The 17741-nt window shown below is 69.3% G+C and carries 18 protein-coding genes; 2 read left to right on the forward strand and 16 right to left on the reverse strand.

Annotation, left to right across the window (positions count from 1 at the left end):
- Positions 1 to 4: 4 nt before the first annotated feature.
- The 9 genes from ACFYXF_RS30010 to ACFYXF_RS30050 all read right to left on the reverse strand — a co-directional run bounded on the left by ACFYXF_RS30010 (position 5) and on the right by ACFYXF_RS30050 (position 5260).
- Positions 5 to 301 carry an HNH endonuclease gene (locus ACFYXF_RS30010; RefSeq protein ID WP_389354199.1) on the reverse strand — a complete coding sequence of 99 codons (297 nt, stop codon included), beginning with the start codon at positions 299 to 301 and terminating at the stop codon, positions 5 to 7.
- Positions 302 to 782: 481 nt separating this feature from the next.
- The gene (locus tag ACFYXF_RS30015; RefSeq protein ID WP_389354201.1) at positions 783 to 1613 is read right to left on the reverse strand and encodes a hypothetical protein; all 831 of its coding nucleotides are present in this window, start codon (positions 1611 to 1613) and stop codon (positions 783 to 785) included.
- Entirely contained in the window at positions 1613 to 2305 is a 693-nt protein-coding gene (locus tag ACFYXF_RS30020) for a hypothetical protein (protein WP_389354203.1), read from the reverse strand. The genes ACFYXF_RS30015 and ACFYXF_RS30020 overlap by 1 nt, the downstream gene beginning before the upstream one ends.
- Positions 2302 to 2547 (reverse strand): hypothetical protein, encoded by a 246-nt coding sequence (locus ACFYXF_RS30025; RefSeq protein ID WP_389354205.1) that lies wholly within the window; start codon positions 2545 to 2547, stop codon positions 2302 to 2304. Before ACFYXF_RS30025 ends, ACFYXF_RS30020 begins: the two co-directional genes overlap by 4 nt.
- A complete protein-coding gene (locus ACFYXF_RS30030; protein ID WP_389354207.1) occupies positions 2544 to 3506 on the reverse strand; it encodes an AAA family ATPase in 963 nt (320 codons plus the stop codon). Before ACFYXF_RS30030 ends, ACFYXF_RS30025 begins: the two co-directional genes overlap by 4 nt.
- A gap of 206 nt (positions 3507 to 3712) precedes the next feature.
- Positions 3713 to 4579, reverse strand: coding sequence for a bifunctional DNA primase/polymerase (locus tag ACFYXF_RS30035; protein ID WP_389354209.1), 867 nt, complete (start codon positions 4577 to 4579; stop codon positions 3713 to 3715).
- Positions 4576 to 4752 carry a hypothetical protein gene (locus ACFYXF_RS30040; RefSeq protein WP_389354211.1) on the reverse strand — a complete coding sequence of 59 codons (177 nt, stop codon included), beginning with the start codon at positions 4750 to 4752 and terminating at the stop codon, positions 4576 to 4578. The genes ACFYXF_RS30035 and ACFYXF_RS30040 overlap by 4 nt, the downstream gene beginning before the upstream one ends.
- Before the next feature lie 77 nt (positions 4753 to 4829).
- The gene (locus ACFYXF_RS30045) at positions 4830 to 5054 is read right to left on the reverse strand and encodes a helix-turn-helix transcriptional regulator (RefSeq protein ID WP_389354213.1); all 225 of its coding nucleotides are present in this window, start codon (positions 5052 to 5054) and stop codon (positions 4830 to 4832) included.
- Positions 5051 to 5260 (reverse strand): DNA-binding protein, encoded by a 210-nt coding sequence (locus tag ACFYXF_RS30050; protein ID WP_389354215.1) that lies wholly within the window; start codon positions 5258 to 5260, stop codon positions 5051 to 5053. Before ACFYXF_RS30050 ends, ACFYXF_RS30045 begins: the two co-directional genes overlap by 4 nt.
- A gap of 130 nt (positions 5261 to 5390) precedes the next feature.
- Here ACFYXF_RS30050 and ACFYXF_RS30055 point away from each other — a divergent pair, with 130 nt between their 5' ends.
- On the forward strand, positions 5391 to 5951 hold the full coding sequence (locus tag ACFYXF_RS30055) for a helix-turn-helix domain-containing protein (RefSeq protein ID WP_389354217.1): 561 nt from the start codon (positions 5391 to 5393) through the stop codon (positions 5949 to 5951).
- Complete coding sequence (gene xerC / locus ACFYXF_RS30060; protein ID WP_389354219.1) at positions 5944 to 7128, forward strand: tyrosine recombinase XerC; 1185 nt, start codon at positions 5944 to 5946, stop codon at positions 7126 to 7128. Before ACFYXF_RS30055 ends, xerC begins: the two co-directional genes overlap by 8 nt.
- Before the next feature lie 432 nt (positions 7129 to 7560).
- Here xerC and ACFYXF_RS30065 read toward each other — a convergent pair whose 3' ends face one another.
- The 7 genes from ACFYXF_RS30065 to ACFYXF_RS30095 all read right to left on the reverse strand — a co-directional run bounded on the left by ACFYXF_RS30065 (position 7561) and on the right by ACFYXF_RS30095 (position 17623).
- Positions 7561 to 8334: an SGNH/GDSL hydrolase family protein gene (locus tag ACFYXF_RS30065; RefSeq protein ID WP_389354221.1), complete on the reverse strand. Its 774-nt coding sequence runs from the start codon at positions 8332 to 8334 to the stop codon at positions 7561 to 7563.
- A 60-nt stretch (positions 8335 to 8394) separates the two neighbouring features.
- Positions 8395 to 9441: a hemolysin family protein gene (locus ACFYXF_RS30070; RefSeq protein ID WP_389354223.1), complete on the reverse strand. Its 1047-nt coding sequence runs from the start codon at positions 9439 to 9441 to the stop codon at positions 8395 to 8397.
- Positions 9438 to 10775, reverse strand: a complete 1338-nt coding sequence (locus ACFYXF_RS30075; protein WP_389354225.1) for a hemolysin family protein — start codon at positions 10773 to 10775, stop codon at positions 9438 to 9440. The genes ACFYXF_RS30070 and ACFYXF_RS30075 overlap by 4 nt, the downstream gene beginning before the upstream one ends.
- Positions 10776 to 10980: 205 nt before the next feature.
- Positions 10981 to 11406 (reverse strand): GNAT family N-acetyltransferase, encoded by a 426-nt coding sequence (locus ACFYXF_RS30080; protein WP_389354227.1) that lies wholly within the window; start codon positions 11404 to 11406, stop codon positions 10981 to 10983.
- A 46-nt stretch (positions 11407 to 11452) separates the two neighbouring features.
- Positions 11453 to 12967 carry a ricin-type beta-trefoil lectin domain protein gene (locus ACFYXF_RS30085; protein ID WP_389354228.1) on the reverse strand — a complete coding sequence of 505 codons (1515 nt, stop codon included), beginning with the start codon at positions 12965 to 12967 and terminating at the stop codon, positions 11453 to 11455.
- Positions 12968 to 13136: 169 nt separating this feature from the next.
- Complete coding sequence (locus ACFYXF_RS30090; protein ID WP_389354230.1) at positions 13137 to 14279, reverse strand: glycoside hydrolase family 19 protein; 1143 nt, start codon at positions 14277 to 14279, stop codon at positions 13137 to 13139.
- Between the two features lie 476 nt (positions 14280 to 14755).
- The gene (locus ACFYXF_RS30095; RefSeq protein WP_389354232.1) at positions 14756 to 17623 is read right to left on the reverse strand and encodes a BTAD domain-containing putative transcriptional regulator; all 2868 of its coding nucleotides are present in this window, start codon (positions 17621 to 17623) and stop codon (positions 14756 to 14758) included.
- Between the last annotated feature and the right edge of the window lie 118 nt (positions 17624 to 17741).

The following is a 17741-nucleotide window of genomic DNA, read 5'->3' on the forward strand; positions in this document are numbered from 1 at the left end:
CAGGTCAGAGGAGACCGGGATGCGGCTCGTCACCGCGGAACCGGGAAGGGCGAGGCTGAGCCGCACGCGCGGCAGCCGCCTCCTTCGCCGTCTTCTGCCGATGGCACGGATCGCACACACCCTGAAGCGCCTCAAGCTCGTGGTTGTCCGTCATCGGCTCGATGTGGTCAGCAACCGTCGACTCGCGAACACCGCAGATCATGCAGATCGGATCGCGGGCGAGCACGGCAGGACGACGCTTGCTCGCCCAGTCGCCCGGCAGCCGGCTGGCCCGCGTCGACGTATTCCAGTTGTGAGCCATCAGAACTTCTCCAATCGGGACGAACGGGGGTGGCGAGGGCTCCCCCTAGTGGATCTTCCAGCCATCGAAGAGGTATAGCTGCTGACCTCGTGTACGGGTCTGAAGGTTTCGGATCTTGGGTGGTGTTAACGGCTACAGGCCGCTGACCTGCGGCGATGCTGCACCGAGGCCCGCGTCCATCCCCGGGTGGTCTAGCCCTGTCAGCGTTTCCGCAGGTCAGAGCCTTGGAAACCCGGGGGGGATGTCGAGAGCTATACGTCTTCGATCCCAGAAGGATCATGGGGAGGCCCCCTCGCCCCACCCTGTTGATCCACATTTGATGCGGTCCGGCCGGTGGTAGGTGACCGGCCGGACCGCGGGTGTCGGCGCTGGTGAGTCGTGTGCAGCCGCCCCTGGAGGAATGGACTGCTGACTCACCATGGGTTCGCGGAAGGTCTTCGGTGGCCACTTCCGCGATGCCGTTGACGCCGAGTTCATGGGCTCACGCTGCCAATGCCTGTCGCACTGCGGTGACTGCGCCGTTGCGTCCTTGTGCGTCGTGCATGGCTGCGATGGCGTCGCGCCAGCGCTGCATGGCTGCTGCCCGCTCGGTGACCTCGCCTGGTGTGGCGAGGATCAGGTCGATGTGGGGTGAGCGTGCGAGGTGGAGCCAGCGCGAGACGGGCTGGCCTCGCAGCTCCTTCCATTCCTTGATGGCCGGCCCGATCTGGTCGCGCATGACGTGGCCGAACACGGCTTGCTCGTCGGGGTCGGGCAGCTTGGCGACGGCGTACAGCTCGTTGTCTCGTCCTCCGTCGCCTCCGATGGCCCGTGCCATGTCCTGCCTGTCGGAGACGAGTTGGTCGAGCTGGTGGGCTGCGCTCTCTGCCTTCTCCCACGCTGCGCTGATCCGTGCGTCGTTCCAGTCCATGGCCTCGACGCGCAGATCTACGGGAAGCTTCTTCGCCTGGCCGGCGAGCGCCCTGACGAGGGCGTCGAACTTGGGCTGCAAGCTGACGATCCAGCCGGGCACCGCGGCCTGGACGGCCTGGTTGTAGGCGGATGCGAGCGGCTGGTGATAGTCGGCGGCGACGGACCGGACGTACTCGGCGTGCCGCTTGGCCGTGGCCTGTTCCTCGATGCGGGCGCGCAGCTGTTCCGGGGTGGCGGGAATGTCGGCGACGGTGGGCCGCGGTGGGTGCGGGTCGTGGCTGGCGTCGACGATGACCTTGTACATGCCGGCGGCGTTCTCGATGTCGGGGGAGATGGGCAGTCCGCGCCGCTTGGCTGCGGTGACCGCGTTCTCGGCGAGGCGGGTGTCGGTTCCGAACATCAGGCGGCCTCCGGCCCGTCGCCGTAGACGTCGAGGTCGGCGGCTGCGGCACGGGAGATCTCGTGGTCCTTGAGGCCGTCGAGGATGCCGGGCATCGGCCCGGAGTAGTTGACTGCGGTCTGCATGCGCCAGGCCGGGTCGTTGGTGTCGGGCATCTGCACGAGGTCGACGACGTGTCGCATGAACGCGTCGTTGGAGCCGTCCTCGTTCCACACGTCGACGACGCTATGCCAGCCGCGCTCGAAGGAGGCGGCGGCGACGGCGCGGGCGAGTTCGCGGTCGCCGCTGAAGTTGGCGTCCCGGATGAGCCGCTCGGCTTCCTCCGGGTCGGTGACGGCCGCGGCCTGCTGGCGGGCCTGACGTCGGGCCATGGCGGTGGCCGGGTCGGCGGCGTTGTCGTAGCCGAACGCCTTCCGGGCGAGCTGCTGCTTGTGCGCGGACACCTTGGCGATGTGCTGGTCGAGCATGGCCCGGATCTGCTCGGTGGCCGGCTTGTAGACGCGGGCGGCGGCCGTCCGCTTGGCCTCAAGGGTCAGATCCTTGCGGGCGCTGATCCGCGCGATGGCGGCGTTGGCGTTGTCCCGGACCGCGGCGGCCTTCGCCTGGTGGGCTTCCATGGCTTTCTGGAAGTCGCCTGTCTGCTGGTCGTCGGTCTGGAGGAACAGGCGGCGGTACTCGGCGGGGGTGGTCATGGGGTGTTCCCTTCTGCGGCTTGGTGGGCGAGCTGCTGGGCTCCGTGGATGGCGGCCTGGATGGCGTGGGCGGGGACGTGGTCGCGGAGGAGTTCCGCCATTGCGAAGATCGACGCCTCACACGTCGCGACGACCAGCGGCGGAGGCAGGGTGTGGAGGAGGAGACGGGCGGACGTGTCGTCGTCGCGCAGCGCACACGACACGACCAGCGCCGCCGTCCGGTAGACCTGCGGATCCGTCATGCCGCCTCCTCGTCCATTCCCGGGATGGGCGCGTTGGCCCGGTAGAAACCACGCCGCACCTTGGTGAGATCGCCACGCTCTTCGAGGCGACCGAGGTACTGGTAGGCGTCCTTGCCGAACTTCTCGACGACGTCCTTGGAGCGGCACCCGTCGGGGTGCTGGCGGACGAACTGGAGGATGCCGACGGACACGTCGCCGAGCCCTGCCGAGTCCTGTCGCTGGCGGGCTTCTGCCGCCGCCTCGTCAAGGTTGGCGCCGTCGAGGCGCCACAGGCCGTTGTCGAGCGTCATGGCGTACTCGGCCTCAGGTACGTCGCGGCCGGTGACCATCAGCACCGCCTCGGTCGCCTGCCTCTTCCGGGCCAGGACGACGATCGTGTCGGCAGCGCCAGCGAGACCGTTGGTGCCGGACACCGAGTCGACGAAGTCCTCCGACGCGGCCTTGCGGTCATGATGCAGGGCCACGACGGACAGCCCGGGATGCTTGTCCGCGATCCGCTTGAGCCGTCCGGCGACCCGGTAGTCCCGCTGATATGAGGACTCGCCAGGCATGGCCTGAGGCATGACCTTGCCGAGCGTGTCGACGATGATCAGGGTCGTGTCGGGGTGCAGGTACAGGAACGCCTCGATGGTCTGGACGACGAACCCCGGCTCGATGACGGTCTGGTAGTGGAACAGGTCCGGGATCGGTGCCTCACCGAGGACGGTTCGGCATCGGTCCTGCATGCGCCGGTCGCCGTCTTCCAGGGCGAGATAGAAGACGCGCCGCTTCTGGCTCATCGGGATCGCGGCAAGAGCGGCACTGCCGTTGGCGACGGCCAGCAGGATGCTGAGAGCGAGCCAGCTCTTACCTGCCTTCGGCGGGCCGATCAGCAGGGAGAACCCTTCTGGCAGCAGGCCGTCGACCGCGTAGGCGAGGGGCGGAAACTCCTGCCCATCCAGCCACGATCCGGTCCGCATGCCGCCGAGGAGTCTCCTGACGATGTCCTCACTCGGACTACCGTCAGAAGTGTCAGAACCGTCAGAACGGGGGTCTTCCTGCTGGTCAGAGTCCTGCCGCGTTTCTGACAGTGGTTCTGACGGTGTCACAAACCCGGAGGGGTCGGTGACCTGCGTTTCTGACACTTCTGACGGTTCTGACACAGGTGTGAGATAGCGGCCGTCAGTCATGCAGCCACCCCCCGCCCGGCCGAGGCGACGGTGCGCATGGCTTCGCCCGCACCCAATCCGACCTGGATAGCCGCCCCGACAAGCTCGGCTTCCACCTCGCTGGCCGCGATATGTCCGTCACGCACGTGCTCCCACGCTTTCGCTGCAGCCCAGAAGAGACGGTCGTTGCGGTTGCCTTGGCTGGACTTGAGGACGACGTTGACGAGTCCCTGCAGCGCGCGGGTGGAACTGTTGACGGACATAGCCGCCGGCCGCCTCTGTGGTTGCTGTCGGGGCGCGGGCGGCAGCATGAGCCGGAGCAGCTGCTCGGGGATCGGCTGAGGCTCGATGTAGCCGACCTTGGGGTGTAGGACGTACTCGCCGGCCCGCCCGATGGAGCCGGGGCCGACGAGGTAGCCGCGGCTGCTGCGGACGTCGATGCCGGGGCCGACGCGTCCGACGGAGTTGGGGACGATGGTGCCGCCGGGTACGGCCAGCCACAGATGGAAGCCACCCGAGGGGGTGCAGACCGTCGTGGTCTGGGGCACCACGAAGCCGTGCCGTTCGGCGAGCCGATTGAGGGTGGCGACGCCGTCGACGTTCCCCTTGCGATCCAAGTCGAGGCCGACGAGGCGGGCTCCGCAGCGGATGCCGTAGCCGACGGCTTTGGGGGCCTGGTCGAAGAGCCAGCGGACGGTGTCCGGGTCGTTGCTGGCGTCGCCTACGCCGTGCCCGGGTGCGCCGCACTGGTGCATGCCCTGGCAGGTGTGTCCCTTGTCGTGCGGGGACCGGATGATCGGCGTCTTGCTGATGCTGAGGGGGAAGACTTCGTATCCCCACTCGATGGCGTGCAGGGCGGCCTGCAGCGCGTTGTCGTGGTTCACGCGGCCCCCTTCAGCTTGGTCTTGAACTCCAGGAGGTAGTGGGCGCCGCAGGGGGCGTCTTTCTCGCCGAGGCCGATGTGTCGGTGCCAGTCGCGGCAGACGGGGCAGCGGGCTGCAAACTCCAGCCGGCCGGACGTCTGGACGGGTACCGGGCGGGCGATGAGCTGTGGCACGATGACTTCCGCGACCACCGCGTTGCTTTCACGAACCCCGGGAGCTAGGGACTCTCGGGGTTCGTTGCTGTTTCGGCTCATGCGGCTTCCTGGACCTCCCCGGAGAGCAGCCGGATCAGGTCTGCTGTGATGACGACGTGCGATCGCGCGCCGACGGCGATGGTCTTCACGGGGCTGTCGCCTCGCTTGACGCGCTCGTACAGGTGGCTGCGGCTGCAGCCGATGGCGCGGGCTGCGTCCGTCACGCTGACGGTGGCAGGCCACTTGCGGACGTCCGCGAGGGTGGGCTGAGACTTGCTCACGCAGCCCTCCCTGGGGTGACCGTGCATTCCGTCAGGAAGTCTTCGATCGAACTGCGTCGGTAGAAGACGCGACCTGCACGCCCCTTGCCAGTCTTGATGTAGGCGGGGCCTTCGCCGCGCCACCGTCGTTCTGCGAGAGCCGAAGTCGTGCCGAGCACCGGGTACTCACGTGAGACCTGCTTGGGCGACAAGAACTCTTCACTCACTGCGGGATCCTCCTTCCAGCATCATCCGTTGCTAAAGAGCAGCAAATGAATCTATGCTGCACCCATGGAGACTCTAGCACCGGACACCGGCTGCACAACAAGGTCGCGAGTGTTGCTTAACCTGATCCCCATGGCTGAGCAGCAGCGCGGACGTCGCGCCATCGAGGTAGGACCCACTGGGCAGATCGTCGCGGCGAACATCGCCCGCCTGCGTGAACGTCGAGGCATGACCACCCGGCAGTTGTCCGGAGAGCTTGAGCGCGCCGGCCGCAACATCCCCGCTTCCGGCATCACCCGCATGGAGAAGGGCGAGCGCGTCGTGACGACCGACGAACTCGCCGCCCTCGCAGTCGCGTTCGGCGTCAGCCCCTCCGCGCTACTGCTGCCCCTCACCGACCGGAGCAGCGACCCCGTCGAGGTGACAGGTGGCGGCACAGTGTCGGCTGGAGATGCTTGGTCGTGGGCAAACGGCGAACGACCCTTCCGCTTCACGCAGGGAAGCGAGCGGAGGGAGATGGTGGAGCATCAGCTGTACGGCCGTCCTCAGTGGCTGTACGAGCGGAGCCCCGAGCGCATGCAGGCGAAGCGGGAGTTCTTCGAGCAGCTTGCCGAGTGGGGCGCCGTCGACCTCGACGTCGTCAAGCGCACAGACCCTGCGCCATGGGAGACGAAGGGCCGCGAGGATGGCTGAGCCGAAGCGGATCGTCCTGCAGAGCGGCAAGGTCCGCTATCGGCTGATGGTTGAGGCCGGCCGCGACGAGAGCGGGAACCGGGTTCAGCTGACGGTTACCCGCGACACCGCGCGGGAGTGCCGGGAGGAGCGCGACCGGATCCTGCACGAGCGGGCCGCCGGTACGTTCATCGCCCCCAGCAAGATCACGCTGGGGGAGTGGCTTGACCAATGGCTGGAGTACAAGCTGCGGGACGTCGAGGAGACGACGATCCACGCCTACCGGCTGGCCCTGGTGCACGTCTACGACCAGCTCGGGCACATACGCCTCCAAGAGTTGACGGAAGATCACGTCCGCGAGTTCGTCGACGAGCTGGTTGCCAGTGGTCGCCGCAAGGGTGGCGAGCCCGGCTCGCGTCTGGCCATTTCGACGGTCGAAGGGGTCCTGATTCGCCTGCGGGGCGCCCTGCGGCGGGCGGTGGTCCGCAAGCTGGTCAGCGTCAACGTGGCCGCCGAGGTGCGGCCTTCGCTCGCCGACAAGAAGACCGACAAGCGGGAACGCGACAAGCCCGCACCGTGGTCGGTCGGCGAGGTGCAGACGTTCATCCGAGGCATCGCCGAGGACCGACTGTTTGCGCCCCTATTGCTGTCGTTGATGGGTCTGCGGCCGGCCGAGGTGTGCGGGCAGCGGTGGGTGGACGTCGACCTGGACGACGGGATCATTGAGATCACGACGACGCGGACGATGTCCAACAACCGGGTGATCGAGAAGGACACGAAGACCGCGTCCGGGGAACGGGCGCTGCCGTTGCCGCGCGGGCCGTGGGAGGCTCTGCGGCGCCTCCGGGCGGTACAGGCCGCCGAGGAGCTGGCCGCGGGGGAGGCGTACACCGATACGGGGTTCGTCGCCGTCGATGAGCTGGGCATGCCGATCAATACGCGGCAGCTGCGGGAGCACGCGTACAGACTGATGCGGCGGCTCGGTCTACGGCAGGTGAAGCTGTACGCCGCCCGTCACGCGGTCCTCAAGGCCCTGGCGCTGAGCGGTGTCCCGGACGTGATCCTCGCGGCGTGGGCGGGACACACAAACGCGAGTTTCACCAAGCGGAAGTACGTGACGATCGTCGCCGAGGACATGCGGGGCGCGGCCGAGGCTCTCGACGTGTTCCACGGTGGAGATCAAAAAGCTCTCTCGTGAGATTTTGTGAGATTTGATCTCTCATGGAAGCGCTCGCGCAGCCTCTGACCTGCGCATAGATCCCTGTCCGTAGAACAGTGTAGGGATTCTACTGGCGCTTCGCGCAGGCCAGCGCCAGAGGGTTTTCGCCCCCGCCGCCCCTACCCGTTCCCATCCCTGGGGGCTGCCGCCCCCAGACCCCCGCCACGGCCCTGAACGGGCCTTGTCCTCAAACGCCGGACGGGCTAAAAGATCAAGCCCCAGCCGGCGTTCGAGGGCAACCCACGCTTTTCCCCGCCCACCTGCCCCCGCCGCACTTCAGCACCGGCCGGGGCATTCCAGCCCGTCCGGCGTTTGAGGACGAGGCCGTTCAGGCCGACAGCGGGGGTCTGGGGGCGCAGCCCCCAGGGATGGGAACGGGTAGGGGCGGCGGGGGCGAGGAAAATTCTGCCGTCAGTCCCCGTACGGCGACAGTTCTGCCCGCTTCGGCGGCAGGCCGTCCCCCGATGAGCGCCCCGTCAGGCGGCGCCCTATCCACGGCAGCAGATGCTGCCGGGCGAAGCGGGCGTCCGCGACGCGGCGCGCGGTCCAGCCGGGAGGTGGCGTCGCCGGCACGGGCATGTGCCACTCCGGGTCCTCGGGCTCGTGGCCGAGGGTCTGCCAGACCGCCTCCGCGACCCTCCGGTGGCCCTCGCCCGTCAGATGCAGCCGGTCCACGTCCCACATGCGTGGGTCGCCGAGGGACGGGGCCCCGTAGAGGTCTACCACCAAGGCGTTGTGCCGGGACGCCAGGTCGTCCACGCAGGCAAACAGCTCCTCCATGCGCGGCCGGAAGCGCTCCAGGACCGGACCCTGGCGGCCGGGGCTGCGCATCAGCACCAACTGCTTGCACGCGGGGGCCAGGCGTTCCACGGACTCCTCCAGGAGCCCCCGCACCCGTCCCATGTCGCACTTGGGGCGCAGCGTGTCGTTCAGCCCGCCCACCAGCGTGATCACGTCGGGCTCCATGGCCACCGCCACGGGCACCTGCTCGGCGGCGATCTGCCCGATCAGCTTGCCGCGCACGGCCAGGTTCGCGTACCGGAAACCGGGCGTACGGGCGGCCATCCGGGCCGCGAGGATGTCCGCCCAGCCGCGGTACGAGCCGTCCGGCAGCCGGTCCGACATGCCCTCGGTGAAGGAGTCGCCGACCGCGACCAGGCTGGTGTATGAGGGGTTCTTCTGCATGGCGACAGAGATGATAGCCCGTACACATACCCGTCAGTCGGTCGGCCTCTCCGAGGCGGGTTACGCCGGCTGGCCGAACAGCTCCCGCAGCACGTCCTCCATCGTCACCATGCCCGCGAGCAGCCCGTCCTCGCCCTGCACCGCCGCCAGGTGCGTACGGCTGCGCCGCATCGCCGTGAGGACGTCGTCCAGGGGAGTGTCCGCCCGTACGCTCGCGATGGTCCGCAGGTCACGGACCTGGAAGGCGAGGTCCCGGGGTGCGGCGTCCAGCGCGTCCTTGACGTGCAGATAGCCGGCGATCCGGCGCTCCTCGTCCACCACCGGGAAGCGCGAGAAGCCCGACTCGGCCGACAGCCGCTCCAGCTCCTCCGGAGTGACGCCCACGCGCGCGTAGACGACGCTTTCGAGGGGGAGTACGACGTCACGGACCGGCCTGCGGCCCAGTTCCAGGGCGTCGTGGAGGCGTTCCCGCGCGCGGGCGTCGATCAGTCCCGCCTCGCCGGAGTCCCGGACCAGACGGGCCAGCTCGGCGTCCGAGAAGGTCGCCGTGACCTCGTCCTTGACCTCGACGCGCAGCAGCCTCAGGAGCGTGTTCGCGAAGGCGTTGATCGTGAAGATCACGGGCTTCAGCGTCCGCGCAAGGGCCACCAGGGGCGGGCCGAGCAGCAGTGCGCTGCGCACCGGCTCGGCGAGCGCGATGTTCTTCGGCACCATCTCGCCGAGCAGCATGTGCAGATAGGTCGCCAGGGCGAGGGCGATCACGAAGGACACCGCGTGGCCCGCGCTCTCGGGGACGCCCACCGCGTGGAACACCGGTTCCAGCAGATGCGCGATCGCCGGTTCGGCGACCACACCGAGGATCAGGGTGCACAGCGTGATGCCGAGCTGGGCCGCCGCCATCAGCGCGGACACGTGTTCCAGGCCCCACAGGACGCTCTTCGCGCGCAGGTCGCCGTCCGCGCGGTCCCCGTCGGAGCCCTCCGCGCCTTCTTCCACGTACTGCTCGATCTGGCTGCGGCGTACGGAGATCAACGCGAACTCGGCGCCCACGAAGAAGGCGTTGACGACCAGTGTCGCCAGGCCGATCAGCAGCTGGATTGTCGTCACTTCGCCTCCCCTTCCTCTTCGTCGGTCCGCGCGAGCGGTGCGTGCAGCAGGACGCGCGCCGCTCTGCGGCCCGACGCGTCCAGTACGTCCAGGCGCCAGTCGGCCACCTCGACGGTGTCACCCTCCTGGGGGATCCGGCCCAGTTCCGTGGCGACGAGGCCCGCGAGCGTCTCGTACGGGCCCTCCGGCAGCCGGAGGCCGACCCGGGCGAGCTGGTCGGTGCGGGCGGCGCCGTCCGCGGAGTAGAGGGCGCGGCCCTCGTCGTCGACGCCGGCCGGGTCGAGGTCGGACGTCTCGTGCGGGTCGTGCTCGTCCCGTACCTCGCCGACGACCTCCTCGACGATGTCCTCCAGCGTGGCCACGCCCGCCGTACCGCCGTACTCGTCGATCACGACGGCCATCGTGCGCTTGCCGGAGAGCCGGTCGAGCAGTCGGTCGACGGTGAGCGACTCGGGGACGAGCAGCGGCTCGCGCATGAGTTCGGAGACGGGGACCCGGGGGCGACGCTCCGCGGGCACTGCCAGACAGTCCTTGATGTGTGCGACGCCGACGACCGAGTCGAGGTTGCCGCGGTAGACGGGGAACCGGGACAGCCCGGTCGCCCGGGTCGCGTTCGCGACGTCCTCGCAGGTCGCCTGGGCGTCGAGGGCGATGACCTGGACGCGCGGTGTCATCACGTTCTCCGCGGTGAGGTCGGCGAGGTTCAGGGTCCGTACGAACAGTTCCGCGGTGTCGGGCTCCAGGGCGCCCGCCTTGGCGGAGTGCCGGGCCAGCGCCGCCAGTTCCTGGGGGCCGCGCGCGGAGGCCAGTTCCTCGGCGGGCTCGATGCCGAAGAGGCGCACCATGCGGTTCGCCGTGTTGTTGAGGTGGGTGATGAACGGCCGGAACAGCGCGCTGAACCAGCGCTGCGGGGTCGCCACCCGCTTGGCCACGGCCAGCGGTGAGGAGATCGCCCAGTTCTTGGGCACCAGTTCGCCGACGACCATCAGGAAGACGGTCGACAGCGCCGTACCGAGCACCAGCGCCAGGGTCGAGGACATCGAGGCCGAGACACCGACCGACTCCAGCGGGCCCGAGATCAGCGCGGCGATCGACGGCTCGGAGAGCATGCCGACCACGAGGTTGGTGACCGTGATGCCGAGCTGTGCGCCGGAGAGCTGGAACGTGAGGTTCCGTACGGCCTTCAGGGCGCTCGCGGCACCCCGCTCGCCGCGCTCCACGGCCCGTTCCAGCTCGCCGCGCTCGACCGTGGTCAGGGAGAACTCCGCCGCGACGAAGGCGCCACAGGCCAGGGAGAGCAGGACCGCCACCAGGAGGAGAAGCACTTCCGTCATCGGGTCACCTCCGTCCCATGGTCGGGCACGGCCGGGGGGATCGCTCGATGTCGAGTGCTGCGGGTGCTACTGGGAGGCTCGCCCATGGGCGGACGCTCACACCTTTCCTGGAAGAGATCGGAGAACTTGGAGAAGTAATGGCTTCGACAATAGTAAAGGATGCGCAAAGTGGATCGGCTGGCGAGTGGCCCGACCAGTTAGTGGCTTAGCCACTCAGCGGCTTCACCCAGCGCCGCCACTGCTCCTCGCGCCCGTATCCGGCCGCCCGCCACGCCTGCTGCCCGCTCTCGTTGCGCTCCAGCACCATCGCGTCCGCGCGCCGCCCGCCCAGCCGTATGAACCGTTCCTCGGCGGCGGCCAGCAGCGCCGAACCGATGCCCTGCCGCCGCCGCTCCGGATGCACCGCGAGCCGGTAGAGGTGGCAGCGCCAGCCGTCGAAACCGGCTATCACGGTACCCACGAGGACCCCGTCGCGCTCCGCGAGGAGAAGCGCTTCGGGGTCCCGGTTGACCAGTCGGGCCACGCCGTCGCGGTCGTCGCTGATGCTGGTTCCCTCGGCGGCCTCGCGCCAGAACGCCAGCACGGTGTCGATGTCGGCGGGGGTGGCGTGGCGGATGTGGAGATCGCTCATGGAACGAGCCAAGCAGAGCGCCCGTCCGTCTGGCGAACCGTTTCCGTCAGGCCGGCAGCTGGAACTGCTGGTTGGTGGTGCCGGTGCAGGACCAGATCTGCAGGCGGGCGTTGTTCTCGGTGGACATACCGGTGACGTCCAGACACTTGCTCGACGCCGGGTTCACCAGGGTGTTGCCGTCACCGCGCCGCCACACCTGGGCGGCGGTGCCGTTGCACTGGAACAGTTGGATCTTCGTCCCGTCCGCGGTGCCCGCGGCGGCGACGTCGAGGCACTTGCCGAGCCCACGGAGTGTGCCGTCGCCGCCCACGGTCCACTGCTGGGCGTTGGTTCCGTTGCAGTCGTACATCTGGACCGGGGTGTTGTCCGCGCTGTTGGCGCTGTCGATGTCCAGGCACTTGCCCCCGAGGCCGGTGATCGGCCCGGTGGGCAACTGGGTGTCGGGCCCGACCGGGTTGTTCGCGTTGGTCAGGGTCTCCCAGGCCACGAACAGGTAGTTCGTGCCGGCCGGGCGGCTGCGTTCGGTCAGCGTCTGGGTGTTGGCCATGGCGATCCCCTGCCGAGTGTGCAGGGCGTTGAACCCGGTCTCGGTGACCGGGCCGAGTCCGCGCTCCAGCGGTCCTTTGCCGCACAGGTTCGCCGGCTCCGGAGCCGCGCGGACCTCCTGGGTGGCGTGCCACCCGAGAGCCTGCCGAAGCCGCTCACCGACCTGCGGATAGAGATCCGTGCCCTGCATGAGTGCCGTCTCGGCGATGTGCGACATCGAGGCGATGCTGTACCCGGTGTGTACGAAGTCCCGGCAGGTCTCCTGCGTCATCCCGGTGATGTACCGGGTCGCCGTCTCCCAGTTGAAGCCGCCGTCCGGGCTCGGATGCGGCGTCGGCCCGTCGGAGGCGAGGTAGACGAAGGCCGGAACGCGCGCCAGGTACTGGCTGACGGCCTTGTCGAAGGTGACCCCGTCGTTGGTGAAGACGGCGATCCCGATCGAGGCCTCGGCCTCGGTGAGGTCCCAGTTGCTGGTCCTGTCGTCGCCGTTCACCACGACGGGCAGGTACACCGAACGCAGCATGTTCGCGAAGCGGCCCGCGTTCGGCCAGTTCTGGTACTGGTACTTGACGAGTTCGGCGGCCTTGACCCACGACGCGGCCGACCACGCCGTCTGGATGCCCGTGTTGGCACCTGTGTGGTTCGTGATCGTGGAGGACCAGGCGTCCATGATCTGTATCGCCTTCTGGGCGTATCGTTCGTCACCGCTGATGGCCCACGCCAGAGCGTCGGTGTACGCGGCGATGGCGTCCTGCCGTTCGTCCGTGCAGCCGTTGTTCGGGTTGCTGCTCTGGCCGCAGTTGACGACGGGCCGGGGCGCCGGCACACGCGAGAGCGAGGCCAGCGGATCGCCGACCATGTCGTCGTAGGCGACCTTCCAGGGAGCGGCGCCCTGTTGGACCTTGGTCCGCACGAACTCCAGTTGCGTCGAGGTGATGTTGACCCCCGGATGCGCGAAGGTCTGCGGAGCGAACCGCTGGGCGGCCACGGGCGTCGGCTCGCTCGGAGCTGCCACCGCCGCCGTGGTCGTCGAGGTGGCTGAGAGACACAGAAGTCCTGACACTGCCGCCAAGGCACAGCGTCTCAGCATCGTGCTCATGTGGGGGAGTTCCCGTCTGTCGAGGTCGAGAAGCAGTGAGTCGGGAAGTAGCGAGTCGAGAGGAAGGGATGAAGAAGTCGGGGCCTCAGCAGTAGAGGTTGCTGCCCTGGGCGACTCCGAGGATCCCGGTGAACTTCTGGTACGCGCTCACCCGGGCCTGCACCTGCGCGGGGTTCTTGCCGTCGCACTCAAGAGCGCCGTTGATGGCGCGGATGGTCTGTCCGAAGCCCGCCTGGTTCACCATCGCGTTGTGCGGGGTCATCGTGCCGGCGCCCGTCGAGGTGTTCCAGAACCACAGGCCCGTGCGCCAGGCCACGGCCGCGTCGTTCTGGACCAGCCAGGGGTTGTTGAGAAGGTCGATGCCGAGCGCGTCGCCAGCCGCCTTGTAGTTGAAGTTCCAGCTGAGCTGGATGGGACCGCGCCCGTAGTACGCGGCCTGACCGGCCGGGCAGCCGTACGGTTGCCCTGCGTCGCAGTAGTGCGGGTAGTTGGCGGTGTTCTGCTCCACCACGTAGACCAGATGGCCGGTCTCGTGGTCGACGTTGGCGAGGAAGGCCGCGGCCTCCTGCTTCCTGACCGTGTCACTGCCGGTCTTCGCGAACCCCGGGTAGGAGCTGAGCGCTTGCACCAGCCCGCTGTACGTGTAGAAGCTGTTCCGGTTCGGGAACATCTGGTTGAACTGGGCCTCGCTGACCACGAATCCGGAGGGCGTTGTACCGCCGCTTGCGGGCGCCGTCCACTTCTGGTTGGGGTTGCCGGTGCAGGTCCAGATCTGCAGCGGGGTGGCGTTGGTGGAGACGTTCCCGCGCACGTCCAGGCACTTGTCGGCCGCGGGGTTCACAATGTCGCGCGCCGCGGTGACCACCCACTGCTGGTTGGCGCCGCCTGTGCAGTCCCACAGCTGGACGGACGCGCCGTCGGCCGTGCCGTGTTCGACGACGTCGAGGCACTTGCCGAGGGCGCGGAGGGTGCCGTCGCCCGGGTTCGACCAGAGCTGGGCGTTGGTTCCGTTGCAGTCGTAGATCTGGACGGCGGTTCCGTTGGTGCTGCTCGCCCCGGCGATGTCGACGCACTTGCCGGCCAGCCCGGTGATCCGGCCCTCGGCCGCCGAGGCGGTCGGAGCGGTCACGAACAGGGCGATGATCAGCGCGGTGAGCACGGTGAACACCGCGGACCTGCCGAACAAGGCGTGCCTTGCGGGCAGTTGTCTGAGAGCGGAAACGGGCATGGTGAACTACTCCTTTTGTTCGGTGAGTTCGTGTTGTTCGGTGAGCTCGTGTTGGCGGGCTGCTTGTCGGCCCTGTCCGGCAGCCGGGTCGGTTCGAGTGCGGCCGGTCCGGAGGAGGCCGGGTTCCGGCCGGTGACGAGGAGTCCGTCGGTCACCACATACGGCTCGAAGTCGCCGGTCCGGTGAAGTCGGTGCCCCTGGTGATGAGTTCGTCCTCCACGAGGAAGGGCACGACCTTTGTCAGGCCCGTCGGCCTCGAAGCGGCGGGTCTGATCGGCCTCGAAGCGCGGCTTGTTGCTCTTCGGGTCCAGCGGTGGGCGGCGCGGTCGACTCACTCATGTGTGACTTCCTCGCGTTGTCGGTGACGATGCGGAGAGCGCGCGATCGGCTCCCGCCCGACCAACACAACCGCCGGGGTGTCTACGGCTCGTTGACGGCCGCTCCACGGACGATTGACATCCGTTTCGCCCGCCGGTTCACGTCGGATCGTCGAGCCGACGCAGTCTGGCGCGGAGCTGCCCGGCGTCGGAGTGGGCGAGCCGCTCCAGGATGTCCAGCCCCTCGGCCCACGCGGCACGGGCCGCGTCCGGGCGGCCGACGCTCAGATGGGTGTCCCCGAGGCGCATGAGGGTGCCGGAGAGAAACCAGCGCAGGTCGTCGTGTCTTCGGTAGAGAGCAAGGGCGTTGCGGAAGCTGGTGACGGCCTCGTCGTACTGTCCGAGGTGATGGTGGGCGTGACCGATGCTGTCCCAGGTGTGCGCCGCGTGGATGTCGTCCCCGAGTTGCTCGTGCAGGGCCAGCGCCTGTTCGCAGTGGTCGAGGCCCTCCCGGTGCTGTCCGAGCAGTATGTGGGACCAGCCGACCGAGTTGAGCGCGGATGCCGTGGCCGTCCGCAGACGGCGGTCGTCGGTGCCGGTGCCGGTGCCGCCATGGGCCCGCAGGAGTGCGAGGGACCGTTGCGCCGCATCGAGTGCGGTGTGCAGATCGCCCTGCTGTTCCGCCACCCAGGTCAGTACGCGGCAGCTCTCGGCGCAGGCTCTCATGTCCCCCGCCTCGGTGTGCAGTTCGACGGCCCGCTCGACATGGACCCGCCCTTCGCCGAAGCGGCCCAGACCCGTCGTGGCGGTGCCGAGACCGAGGTGGGCATAGGCATGGGCGGTCCGGTCGCCCAGCCGGAGGGCCGCGTCCACGGCGGTGCGGTGCACGGCCTCTTCCTCCTGCCACAGGCCCTGGACGTGCAGATGGTTGGCCATGGCCCAGGCGAGTTGCCAGGCGTGGACGTCGTACCGGTGGGTGGCCGCCTGTTCGACGGTCGCGAGCAGTACCGCCTGCTCTGCGGCGAACCAGGCCGCCGCGTTCCCGGCGTCCTCGCCGAACTCCTCGGCACGCATCCCCTCGGCCGGGCGAGGCAGGGAGATCAGCGCGCGTCCACGGTTGGTCAGCGCGACCGCCTCACGGGCGGTGTGCAGATAGTGATCGAGCATCCGCTGCCGGGCCGCCCGCACATCGTGGGGCGGATCGGCGCTCTCGGTCAGCTCGGTGGCGTAGGCGCGCAGCAGGTCGTGGGAGGCGTAGCGGCCCGGAACGGTCTCGTCCACGAGATGGGCCTGGACGAGTTCGGACAGCAGCTGCCGGGCGTGCGGGCGGGTGAGGCCGGTCAGGGAGGCCGCCGCGGGCAGCGAGGTGTCGGGGCCGGGGTGCAGGGCGAGCAGCCGGAACAGACGGGCGGCATCGGGGGTGAGGGTCTGGTACGACCAGGAGAAGACGGCACGTACGTCGGCGGCGGTGTCGCCGTCGTGGAACGCGTCGAGGCCGCCGGCGCTCTCGCGCAGTTCGGCGGAGATCGCCGACAGGGGGACGGCGGACCGGGTCGCCACGCGGGCCGCGGTGACCGCGAGGGCCAGCGGCAGCCGTGCGCACCGGTTGATGATCTCCTCCACCGCATCCGGTTCGGCCGCGACCCTGCCGGTCCCGAGGCGCCGGGCGAGCAGCGCGCGGGCCTCCGGCATGGAGAGCACGTCGAGGTGGAGGGGGTGGGCACCGTCCACGGCGACGAGTCCGGAGAGCCGGTTGCGGCTGGTGACGATGACCAGGCAGCCGGGCTCCCCGGGCAGCAGGGGCCGTACCTGCGCGGCGTCGCGGGCGTTGTCCAGCAGCACCAGTACGCGCTTGCCGGTGAGCAGGGTGCGGTACAGGGCCGCGAGCGCGTCGACGTCCTGCGGCAGCCCGCGCGGGTCGGCTCCGAGCGACTCCAGCAGGGTGCGCAGGGCGTGCTCCGGCGGGACCGGCTGACCGACCGGGTCGAACCCCCGCAGGTTCAGGTACAGCTGGCCGTCCGGGAAGCCGTCGGCGGCCCGGCGTGCCCAGTGCACCGCGAAGGTCGTCTTGCCGACGCCTGCCATGCCCGCGATCGCGCTGATCACCACCGTGCCGCCCGAGGGCAGCCCGGCCACCTCGGCCAGTTCGGCGTCACGGCCGACGAACACCGAGAGACCGGCGGGCAGTTGGGCCGGTGCGGCCACGGGGGCGGCGGTCCGGGCGGGCTCGGGCGGCTCAGCGGAGGCGAGGGGCGGCGGGGCGAGGAGCGCGGTGTCGGCTCGTAGGACGCGGTGGTACATCGTCTGGAGGGCGGGGCCGGGGTCGACCCCCAGCTCGTCCGCGAGCAGCGTCTGCGCCTCGCGGTAGGTGTCGAGGGCCGCCGCCTGCCGTCCCGACCGGTAGAGGGCGAGCATCAGCAGTTCCCGGAACCGCTCGTCCAGCGGGTGCTCGGCGACCAGCCCGGTCAGCGCCGCCGTGGCCTGCGCGTGGGCGCCGAGATCGAGTTCGGCCGAGAGACGGGCCGCCTCCGCGGACAGGCGCAGTTCGTCGAGCCGCTGCCGCTGGGTCCGCGCGTACCCGCCCCGGACACCGGCCAGCGCGGTCCCCTGCCACAGACCGAGCGCGTCCCGCAGATGGGCCGCCGAGCCCTTGAGGTCCCCGGTCCCTCGCGCCCGGTCACCCCGGCCGAGCAGTTCGCGGAAGGTACGGAGGTCCAGCTCGGCCGACGACGTACGGAGCTGGTAGCCGTCGCCGGTGGAGCGGATCACGGACGACGTGGTGTCCCCGGGGGGCTCCAGTGCCTGCCTCAGCCGGTGGACGTACGTCCGCAGAATGCCCAGTGCGGAGGCCGGTGCCCTCGTTCCCCAGACCGCGTCGACCAGTGCGCTCGTCAGTACCTGCGAGCCCTCCGCCAGCAGCAGCACGGCCAGCAGCGCCCGCTGCTGGGGCGGGCCGAGTTCGATCTCGTCCGTGCCGCGCCACGCTCTGACCGGTCCCAGCACCGAGAACCGTAATCGCCCTTCCACCGGCTTCCTCCTCGGGGAACGCGCGTCCGGAGCCGACTTCGACGGTCGGTTTCCGGGCCACCCGAGCGGATGGCTCCCGGAGTGTAAGGCAACCGCCCGCCCGGGTTGTGCGCCTTCC

Source organism: Streptomyces sp. NPDC002680 (assembly GCF_042889145.1).
Taxonomy (GTDB): domain Bacteria; phylum Actinomycetota; class Actinomycetes; order Streptomycetales; family Streptomycetaceae; genus Streptomyces; species Streptomyces adonidis.